We start from the raw sequence: 9,338 nt of genomic DNA, 5'->3' as shown, positions 1-9,338 counted from the left end.
ACTGGTGTTTCCACACCTTAACGTTTAGAAGTGGAGGACTTTTGCCCTAAGCTGTTAAATTTAGTTGCTGTCCTCTTTTTATTTGCCTTTAAGTCCTAACTTTCCCGATGGCGTTATAATTATACTAGGTAGTATTGGGGGGGATAATATGTTTAAAGATGAACAAGAAATCAAAGAAGAAACTCAGAGAATAAGAGAAGAGACGATAATGGGTCTTTTTAAAATGTATGCAATCTTTTTTATAATGAAAAAAAGATGGATCCTGACAAATTATTGTCGTGATCCATCTTTTTTTATAAAACGTTCTTGAACGCGCCCGTTTTTTCGGTCACGGCGCAGAAGGAATCCTGCGAAAAACGCTAAACCTGCACCAAACATGAGCAGACCGACTATAAATTGCAACCAGCTTGCTGGAAAAGGGGAGAAAACAATCCCATATAATGAATCTCTCATAAATTTTATCCCACCAGCAGCAATGACTCCTGGAATAATAAGTACAATAAAAGCAGCTAAGCGTGCCATTAAAACAACTCCTTTAGATACTTTAATTTTAACTGCTGAAGATATATTGTCAAGAAGAGGGCAATCGTGTATGATAATAGTGTAATTGCAAAAGATTGCACACGCCAAAAAGGAGAATGAATATCCTTGCAAAACGTTCTTATTGTTGGAGCTGGAACAGGCGGTTTAATCATTATGGACCTTCTTCAAGATCTTGATTTTATGAATGTGAGGGCAATCATTGACACCGATGAAAAAGCACCAGGAATAATTCGAGCAAAAGAACTAGGGATTGTCCACGGTAGTGATTGGAAAAAACATCTTTCATCAGATATACATATTGTGTTTGATGTATCCGGTGATCAGGAAGTTTTTACTGAATTATTGAAAGTCAGATCAAATCATACTGTACTCATTCCTGGTTCAGTCGCAAATCTACTTGTTCGTCTGCTAGAAGAGAATGATTCATATACAAAAAGGATTCGTGCCGAGGTACATAAACAACGGATGGTCTTCAATTCGGTGGATGAAGGTATGATTGGCATAGATCAACAAGGGAAAGTCGATTTCTTTAATAAGAGTGCTGCACGTATGACAGCTACATCAATCGATAAAGCGATTGGCAAAAAAATTACTGAAGTCATACCGACCTCTAGATTGACCCATGTATTCAATTCGGGCAGACCAGAGTTAAACAAGGAATTAGTCTTAGCGAACGGTCTTAAAATTGTCACATCCAGATATCCGCTTTATGATCATAAAGGTAGGATTGTTGGCGCATTTGCAGTTTTTAAAGATATGACTGAGGTTTTGACCCTTGCTGAAGAGATTACAGATTTGAAAAGCGTTCAGACGATGCTAGAAGCGATTATTCAATCAAGTGATGATGCGATTTCGGTCGTTGATGAAAAAGGAAACGGAATACTTATTAACCGTGCCTACACACGTATCACCGGGCTTAAGGCTGAAGACGTAATTGGAAAGCCTGCTGGGGTAGATATTATTGAAGGCGAAAGTATCCATATGAAAGTACTGAAAACAAGACAACCCGTTCGCGGTGTGAATATGCGTGTTGGTGAGAATAACAATGAAGTCATTGTCAATGTCGCACCAATCATCGTAGATCGACAAGTGCGGGGAAGTGTTGGAGTCATTCATGACATTACCGAAATTAGAAATTTAATGACTGAATTAGACCAGGCGCGAACTATTATTCGGAAATTGGAATCGACGTATACATTTGACGATGTATATGGAAAGTCAGCCGACATTCAAATTGCGATTGAACAAGCTAAACTTGCTGCTAGAAATAACCTACCAGTCTTGCTAAGGGGCGAGGCCGGAAGCGGTAAAGAATTATTTGCACATGCAATACATAGTGAAAGCGAACAGAAGTTTAATAAATTCATTCGCGTTAACTGTGGTGTCAGTGATCCGCATAAATTGGATGCCGAATTATTTGGTACCACTGACGGTGTTCAAGTGCCTAGTAGAAAAGACAACCTATTCATGCAAGCGAAAAATGGAACGCTTTTTTTAGATGAAATTGCGGACATGCCTTTAACGGTGCAAAGAAAGATTCTAATTTACTTACAAGAAGGAAAAATATATACCGGAGACGGTAAAGAAACAATGACTATACCTGTTCGCATTATTGCGTCCTCATCAAAAAAAATAGAGAAGGCCATGCAAGATGGTCAATTATTGGAAGATCTCTATTATGTATTAACTAGAATCTCTATTCAGATTCCATCCCTTCGTTCGCGAAGTGAAGATATCCCAGTCATTGTCGAAAATATACTCATTAAGTTAAACCAAGAATTTGGTATGAATGTCATTGGTATTACAAAGGAAACAAAGGATTTTTTAAAACGTTTCGATTGGCCTGGAAATGTTCGCGAACTTGAAAACGTGTTAAGCCGTGCAATGATTTATATCGATCAAGGGAAAAACATGTTGGAACTTGCGGACATAACAAAATCTCTTTTTATAGGCAACCATAAAGAAGAAAATGCTGTGCTACCAGAAAAAAGTACACTTAGTTCAATAATGGATGACTATGAGAAAACGATATTAGAAACAGCTTTACGTGAACATAAGGGCAATAAATCGATTACTGCAAATAGGTTAGGCATTTCACTTCGTTCACTTTATTATAAGTTAGAAAAATTTAACCTAGTGTAGTAGTAGGAGGAATCGATATGAAAACACTTGCGTCCTTAGTCGAAAAAGCTGCAAGAGAAAGTAATCCAATTGTAGCGGTTGCATCTGCTGCGGATATGGAAGTGCTTACATCTGTTTACGAAGCAATAAAGAGAGGAATAGCCTCATTTATATTATTTGATGATCAAGATAAAATAAAGCAATTACTCACACAAAATTTCAGAGAATTACTAACGCATGAAAAGTTGGAAATTTTCCATACGGCGAACCTAAAAGAATCAGCCATTGAAGCCGTTAAAGCTGTGTCAAAAGGCCAGGCGCATGTTTTGATGAAAGGGAATATTCCAACGCCTGTGTTGTTGAAAGAAGTATTACATTCAGAATATGGTCTTAGAACAGGGAAAATACTTTCACATGTTGCTGCATTTGAAGTGCCAAACTATGATAGACTTTTGTTTGTTACAGATGCAGCGATGAACATTGCACCAGATTTAGAAGCCAAAGCACAAATCATTCGGAATGCTGTGGCGATCGCTCATTCTTGTGGAATCGCTGAACCTATCGTTGCGCCGTTAGCTGCAATTGAAACAGTAAACCCTGCGATGAGCACGACAATTGATGCAGCTTCTCTAGTTGCAATGAGTAAACGTGGTCAAATTGATGGTTGTATAATCGATGGTCCATTGGCTCTTGATAATGCAATCTCCGTAGAGGCTGCTAGACAAAAAGGAATTATTGGTTCAACAGCTGGAAATGCGGATATCTTAGTGGTTCCAAATATCGAAGCTGGTAACATTTTATATAAGTCGCTGATGTATTTTGCCGGAGCCAAAGTTGGAGCAGTCATTGAAGGAGCTAAAGCGCCAATTGTACTAACATCTAGAGCGGATAGTGCAGAAAGTAAACTATATTCGCTTGCACTCGCAATCCTTTCAATCAGAAATTAAAACATACCTACTAGGAGGAATTAGTAATGGAAATTTTTAAATATATGGAGAGCGAAGATTTCGAGCAAGTTGTTTTTTGCCAAGATAAAACATCGGGGTTAAAAGCAATCATTGCAATTCATGACACAACATTAGGACCAGCTCTTGGTGGAACGCGAATGTGGACGTATGCAAGTGAAAGCGAAGCAATTGAAGATGCACTTCGATTAGCACGTGGAATGACTTATAAAAATGCTGCTGCCGGTTTAAATCTAGGCGGAGGAAAAACAGTGATAATCGGAGACCCAAAAACAGATAAAAACGATGAAATGTTTAGAGCATTCGGTCGTTACATCGAAGGTTTAAATGGTCGATATATTACTGCCGAGGATGTTGGAACGACTGAAAAAGACATGGACCTGATTCACCTAGAAACTGATTATGTCACAGGAACCTCTTCCGAAGGTGGATCTTCTGGGAATCCTTCACCAGTAACTGCATACGGTATTTATGTAGGTATGAAGGCAGCTGCAAAAGAAGCATTCGGCACTGATTCACTTAAAGGTAAAAAAATTGCTGTACAAGGTGTTGGAAACGTTGCTTTTACACTCTGTAAACATTTGCATGAAGAAGGCGCAATCCTTTTTGTTACAGATATTGATCAGGAAGCGGTTCAACGTGCAGTCGATGCATTCGGTGCTACAGCTGTAGATATAAATGATATTTACGGACAAGATGTTGATATTTTTGCACCATGTGCACTTGGTGCAGTTATAAATGATGAAACAATACCACAATTTAAGTGTAAAGTAATTGCAGGATCCGCGAATAATCAATTGAAAGAAAATCATCATGGCGATCAAATCCATGAAATGGGTATTATTTATGCACCAGACTATGTTATTAACTCAGGTGGGGTCATTAATGTTGCCGATGAATTAGCTGGCTATAACCGTGAACGTGCACTAAAACGTGTTGAAGGAATTTACGACATTATTGGTGAAATCTTCAATATTTCTAGACGTGATAACATTCCGACATACGTGGCTGCAGATCGATTAGCAGAAGAGCGGATAGCGCGTGTTGCGAAATCACGAAGCCAATTTTTACAAAATGAAAAAAGCATCTTAACAAATCGATAATCGGAAATTAAAGAATTTCGCGATTTAGTGGAAGGAGGTATGATTGTGCAACCAATAGAAGGTCGAGTTTTAGTTATTAATCCAGGTTCTACTTCTACAAAGATTGGTGTCTTCAATGGTAGCACTTTACTGATGGAGACCACTATTCGACATACAGTAGATGAGATTGCACAATATCCTTCCATCATTGAACAATATAGCTTTCGAAAAGATGCCATATTATCTGCCTTAGAATTAGAAGGTATCAGCATTTCAAAACTACATGCAGTATGTGGCCGTGGTGGATTGCTTCGTCCAATAGAAGGTGGAACTTATCAAGTGAACGATGAGATGCTCGAGGATTTGAAAAAAGGATATTCGGGTCAACATGCATCTAACTTGGGCGGTATTTTAGCGAACGAAATTGCCGTAGGCTTGAATATTCCTGCATTCATCGTTGACCCGGTTGTTGTCGACGAACTCGAACCTGTCGCCAGGATATCTGGATTTTCATTAATAAATCGAAAATCAATTTTCCATGCCCTCAATCAAAAAGCTGTCGCAAGAAGGTACGCAAAAAAAGTCAATAGAAATTATACCGATCTTCGTCTTATTGTGACACATATGGGCGGTGGAATTACAGTAGGGGCCCATGTTGGAGGAAAAGTAATCGATGTCAATAATGGGTTACATGGTGATGGTCCATTTAGTCCTGAAAGAGCAGGAACCGTCCCCACTGGAGAACTTGTAGATTTATGTTTTTCAGGAAAGTATTTTAGAAGCGAAGTTATGAAGTCACTTGTTGGTGAGGGCGGACTAGTCGGTTATCTCGGAACAAATGATGCTGTTCTTATTGAAAAAAGAATTGCTTCAGGTGATGAAAAAGCAAAACTAATCTATGAAGCGATGGCTTATCAAATTGCTAAAGAAATTGGTAGTGCAGCCGTTGTACTAGATGGCCAAATTGATGCAATTATTTTAACCGGCGGACTTGCGTATGGAAAAGAATTTATAGAAATGATTTCTTCAAAGATAGATTGGATTTCTGATGTACTCGTCTACCCCGGGGAAGACGAATTAGAAGCACTTGCTGAAGGTGCACTGCGTGTGCTTGCCGGTGAAGAGAAAGTGAAAAACTATCCGTCATAATAGATAGTTTTAGGGAGGTAACTGAATTGGGACGAGAATATGATGTTGTGATATTAGGCGGCGGTACAGGCGGTTACGTTGCTGCTATACGAGCCGCACAGTTGGGACTAAAAACAGCACTTGTTGAAAAAGAAATGCTAGGTGGAACATGCTTGCATAAAGGTTGTATACCTAGTAAAGCATTATTAAAAAGTGCTGCAGTCTACGATCTCGCGAAAAATCAAGCTGCTGAATTTGGCGTAGATACAAATGATGTTTCGCTTGATTTTACCCGTGTGCAAGAACGTAAAGATGGAATCATCAAACAACTTCATCAAGGGGTAACTAGCCTGATGAAAAAAGGAAAGATTGATGTTTTTGAAGGACTAGGCAGAATGCTTGGACCCTCTATTTTTTCTCCAATGCCAGGCACAATTTCAGTTGAAATGACTAACGGCGAAGAAAACGAGATGCTTATCCTAAAACATTTAATAATTGCTACAGGATCAAGACCAAAGTCATTACCAGGACTGAAAATTGATGAAACTGACGTCTTATCTTCTGACGGGGCTCTTTCTATGGAAGCGCTTCCGAAGTCGATCATTATTGTTGGCGGTGGGGTTATCGGAATCGAATGGGCATCTATGCTACATGACTTCGGAGTTGAAGTAACAGTTCTCGAATATGCTGAACATATCATTCCGACAGAAGATGAAGATATATCAAAGGAAATGAAGAAAATCCTTTCGAAAAAAGGCATTACATTCATCACAAATGCGAAAGTATTACCAGAAACACTTGTAAAAGAATCCGGTTCAGTTACAATTTCAGCAGAAGTATCTGGAGAAACCAAAGAATATTCGGCGGAAAAAATGCTTGTATCAGTTGGGCGACAAGCTAACACTGAAGGTATCGGCATTGAAAACACCGAAATCGAAGTGGTCAATGGCTTTATCCAAACGAGGCCAACTTTTCAAACGAAAGAACATCATATTTATGCGATTGGAGATGTAATTGGTGGCTTACAGCTAGCACATGTCGCTTCTCATGAGGGAATTGCCGCTGTCGAACATATCGCAGGTTTGAAAAATGAACCAATCGACTATCAAGCAATTTCACGTTGTATATATTCTAGTCCAGAAGTTTCAAGTGTTGGAATTACAGAAAAACAAGCAAAAGATCAAGGCTTCGATGTCAAAGTAGGTAAGTTTCCATTTATGGCAATCGGCAAGTCTTTGGTAAATGGTAATTCAGATGGATTTGTGAAAATTATTGCTGACAAAACGACAGATGATATTCTTGGTGTTCATATGATTGGTTCTCATGTGACAGAACTCATTTCAGAAGCTGGTTTGGCTATGGTACTAGATGCAACACCGTGGGAAGTAGCAAGTTCGATACATCCACATCCATCACTTTCAGAAGTTATGGGCGAAGCGGCATTGGCTGTAGATGGAAAAGCGATACACATGTAAAAGGGGGACATATATAATGGTGAAAAATCGTCATGAAGAACTTGGATTGTCCGATCAAGACGTACTAAACATTTTTGAAACGATGGTTCGAGCGCGCCGTATTGATGAGCGGATGTGGTTATTGAACCGGGCTGGGAAAATCCCTTTTGTTATTTCTTGTCAAGGTCAAGAAGCGGCGCAAGCAGGTGCGGCTTATGCATTAGATAAAGATAAAGATTGGATTGCACCTTATTATCGAGATATGGCTGTTGTTTTACATTTTGGCATGACTACAAGAGAATTGATGCTATCTGCATTTGCAAAAGCAGAAGATCCGAATTCGGGCGGACGTCAAATGCCAGGTCATTTTGGACAACGGAAAAATAGAATTCTGACGGGTTCATCTCCGGTTACAACGCAATTACCACATGCGGTTGGTGTGGCATTAGCAGCGAAAATGCAAAAAGAAGATTTTATTACGTTTGTCACTTTGGGTGAAGGATCTTCTAACCAAGGCGACTTCCATGAAGGAATGAACTTTGCAGGTGTTCATAAATTACCTACGATAATTATGGTTGAAAACAATAAATATGCCATTTCTGTGCCGATTGAAAAACAAATTGCAGCAGAAAATGTTTCGGACCGTGCAATCGGTTACGGCATGCCAGGTGTTACAGTGGATGGAACTGATCCGCTTGAGGTTTATCGTGTAGTAAAAGAAGCAGCTGACCGTGCGCGTAACGGAGAAGGACCTAGTCTAGTTGAAACTGTTTGTTATCGACTCACTTCGCATTCATCTGATGATGATCAACGTCAATATCGTTCTGCTGAGGAGCTTGAGATTGAAAAGTCAAAAGACCCAAACATTTCGTTTGGTGCTTATTTAAAAGAAGTAGGGGTTTTAACAGACGAACTCGAACAAGAAATGGAAGCGCGTATTATGAACGAAGTAAACGAAGCGACTGATTATGCAGAAAATGCACCTTATGCAGATGCTGAAACCGCGCTCCTTCATGTATATGCCGAAGAAGGAGGTAATGAATAATGACAGTTATGTCTTTTATTGATGCAATCACGCTAGCGATGAAAGAAGAAATGGAACGAGACGATCGTGTTTTCGTTGTTGGTGAAGATGTTGGTGTAAAAGGTGGCGTTTTTAAAGCGACACAGGGCTTATATGAACAATTTGGTGAGGCACGTGTAATTGATGCGCCTCTAGCAGAATCTGCCATTGCCGGTGTAGGAATTGGTGCGGCTATGTACGGGCTACGTCCAATTGCAGAAATGCAATTTGCGGATTTTATCATGCCAGCAGTAAACCAAATTGTTTCAGAAGCAGCAAAAATTCGTTACCGGTCTAATAATGATTGGTCATGTCCAATTGTCATTCGTGCACCATTCGGGGGCGGAGTACACGGTGCGCTTTATCATTCGCAATCTGTTGAAGCAATGTTTGCCAGCACACCAGGTTTGAAAATCGTTATTCCTTCCACACCTTATGATGCGAAAGGTCTTTTAAAAGCAGCAATACGTGATGAAGATCCTGTTTTATTTTTCGAGCATAAGCGCGCTTACCGTTTAATTAAAGGACAAGTTCCAAGTGATGACTATGTTCTTCCAATTGGAAAAGCTGACGTAAAACGTGATGGTGATGACATTACGATTATCACTTATGGTCTTTGTGTGCATTTTGCACTTCAAGCGGCTGAACGACTTGCAGAAGATGGGATTTCAGCACATATTCTCGATCTTCGGACAGTGTATCCACTAGATAAAGAAGCAATCATTGAAGCGGCTTCAAAAACTGGTAAAGTACTTCTTGTTACTGAAGACAATATGGAAGGTAGCATTATGGGAGAAGTGGCTGCAATTATTTCTGAAAACTGCCTATTTGACCTAGACGCTCCGATAAAACGTATTGCAGGTCCAGATGTACCGGCAATGCCATATGCGCCGACAATGGAACGATTCTTTATGATGAACCCTGACAAAGTTGAAAAAGCGGCACGTGAACTTGCCGAGTTTTAATAGAGATGGAGGTAAAT

8 protein-coding genes are annotated in these 9,338 nt (G+C 39.7%); 7 read left to right on the top strand and 1 reads right to left on the bottom strand.

Annotated elements, in window-relative coordinates; translation table 11 throughout:
* Positions 1 to 270: 270 nt before the first annotated feature.
* A complete protein-coding gene (locus AC25Y1_RS12050; RefSeq protein ID WP_488148241.1) occupies positions 271 to 522 on the bottom strand; it encodes a DUF2627 domain-containing protein in 252 nt (83 codons plus the stop codon).
* A gap of 126 nt (positions 523 to 648) precedes the next feature.
* Between AC25Y1_RS12050 and AC25Y1_RS12045 the strand changes: the two genes are divergently transcribed.
* Genes AC25Y1_RS12045 through AC25Y1_RS12015 form a run of 7 tightly spaced genes read left to right on the top strand, consistent with a single transcriptional unit; the run spans position 649 to position 9,321 of the window.
* On the top strand, positions 649 to 2,685 hold the full coding sequence (locus AC25Y1_RS12045) for a sigma-54 interaction domain-containing protein (protein WP_488148240.1): 2,037 nt from the start codon (positions 649 to 651) through the stop codon (positions 2,683 to 2,685).
* A 17-nt stretch (positions 2,686 to 2,702) separates the two neighbouring features.
* Complete coding sequence (yqiS, locus tag AC25Y1_RS12040; protein WP_488148239.1) at positions 2,703 to 3,611, top strand: phosphate butyryltransferase; 909 nt, start codon at positions 2,703 to 2,705, stop codon at positions 3,609 to 3,611.
* Positions 3,612 to 3,637: 26 nt separating this feature from the next.
* Complete coding sequence (locus tag AC25Y1_RS12035; RefSeq protein WP_488148238.1) at positions 3,638 to 4,732, top strand: Leu/Phe/Val dehydrogenase; 1,095 nt, start codon at positions 3,638 to 3,640, stop codon at positions 4,730 to 4,732.
* Between the two features lie 45 nt (positions 4,733 to 4,777).
* Positions 4,778 to 5,860 (top strand): butyrate kinase, encoded by a 1,083-nt coding sequence (gene buk / locus AC25Y1_RS12030; protein ID WP_488148237.1) that lies wholly within the window; start codon positions 4,778 to 4,780, stop codon positions 5,858 to 5,860.
* A gap of 26 nt (positions 5,861 to 5,886) precedes the next feature.
* A complete protein-coding gene (lpdA, locus tag AC25Y1_RS12025; RefSeq protein WP_488148236.1) occupies positions 5,887 to 7,314 on the top strand; it encodes a dihydrolipoyl dehydrogenase in 1,428 nt (475 codons plus the stop codon).
* Between the two features lie 16 nt (positions 7,315 to 7,330).
* Positions 7,331 to 8,338, top strand: a complete 1,008-nt coding sequence (locus AC25Y1_RS12020; RefSeq protein ID WP_488148235.1) for a thiamine pyrophosphate-dependent dehydrogenase E1 component subunit alpha — start codon at positions 7,331 to 7,333, stop codon at positions 8,336 to 8,338.
* On the top strand, positions 8,338 to 9,321 hold the full coding sequence (locus AC25Y1_RS12015) for an alpha-ketoacid dehydrogenase subunit beta (protein WP_488148234.1): 984 nt from the start codon (positions 8,338 to 8,340) through the stop codon (positions 9,319 to 9,321). Before AC25Y1_RS12020 ends, AC25Y1_RS12015 begins: the two co-directional genes overlap by 1 nt.
* Positions 9,322 to 9,338: the final 17 nt, after the last annotated feature.

Source organism: Sporosarcina sp. Y1009, from assembly GCF_057669865.1.
This window is presented reverse-complemented; position numbering and strand designations above follow the sequence as displayed.